Genomic DNA, 827 nt, shown 5'->3' on the forward strand with positions numbered 1-827 from the left:
GCCGATTCCGTCCACAGCAACCAGTCGGCCAGATGGGGCATCAAGCGCATCTCGAATGACGACCTGCGCCAGAAGTTCGTCGACGCCACCGTCGAGCAGGCCAAGGTGCTCGGCGTCACGCTGCCCGATGCCGATCTCAGGTGGAACGAAGCGCGTGGCCACTACGACTACGGCACGATCGACTGGGAAGAATTCTGGCGCGTCGTGAACGGCGACGGCCCGTGCAACCGCGAGCGTCTGGGCACGCGCGTGAAGGCGCACAACGAAGGCGCGTGGGTGCGCGAAGCCGCGCTCGCCCATGCCGCGAAACAGCGTCAGCGCGCCGAAAAGCACGCCGCGTAACTCATACAGGAAACAGGAAGGAGATCCACGATGAACAAGGAATGGCCGATCTGGGAAGTGTTCGTGCGCAGCAAGCAGGGCCTCGATCACAAGCACTGCGGCAGCCTGCACGCCGCCGACGCCACGATGGCGCTGCGCATGGCGCGCGACGTCTACACGCGCCGTCAGGAAGGCGTGAGCATCTGGGTGGTGCCGTCGTCGGCGATCACCGCGTCGGATCCGAACGAGAAGGCCGAGCTCTTCGAGCCGGCCGGCGACAAGATCTATCGCCACCCGACGTTCTACACGCTGCCCGACGAAGTCAACCACATGTAAGAGCGCACCATGACGACGCCCACGCCCGAACATCTCGCGTACGTGCTGCGCCTTGCCGATACGGCGCTGATCCTCGGTCAGCGCAACACGGAATGGTGCGGCCACGGCCCGGTCCTCGAAGAGGACATCGCACTCGCCAACATGAGCCTCGACCTGATCGGTCAGGCGCG

Annotated in this window: 3 protein-coding genes; all 3 read left to right on the forward strand. The window is 65.1% G+C overall.

Features of this window, described 5'->3' with window-relative positions; translation table 11 throughout:
• The coding region (locus VSR34_RS38065; protein ID WP_342965196.1) for a Phenylacetic acid catabolic protein at positions 1-342 on the forward strand (342 nt) is incomplete at its 5' end.
• Between the two features lie 30 nt (positions 343-372).
• Positions 373-657: a 1,2-phenylacetyl-CoA epoxidase subunit PaaB gene (gene paaB / locus VSR34_RS38070; protein WP_034188015.1), complete on the forward strand. Its 285-nt coding sequence runs from the start codon at positions 373-375 to the stop codon at positions 655-657.
• A gap of 9 nt (positions 658-666) precedes the next feature.
• Positions 667-827 (forward strand): Phenylacetic acid catabolic protein (locus VSR34_RS38075; protein ID WP_342965197.1); only part of this gene is annotated, 161 nt, incomplete at its 3' end.

The organism is Paraburkholderia sp. JHI2823 (assembly GCF_038900695.1).
GTDB lineage: Bacteria > Pseudomonadota > Gammaproteobacteria > Burkholderiales > Burkholderiaceae > Paraburkholderia > Paraburkholderia mimosarum.

What these genes read in the sequence shown, in the direction of transcription:
- paaB (WP_034188015.1), top strand. Translation starts at nt 373, where the DNA reads ATGAACAAGGAATGGCCGATCTGGGAAGTGTTCGTGCGCAGCAAGCAG.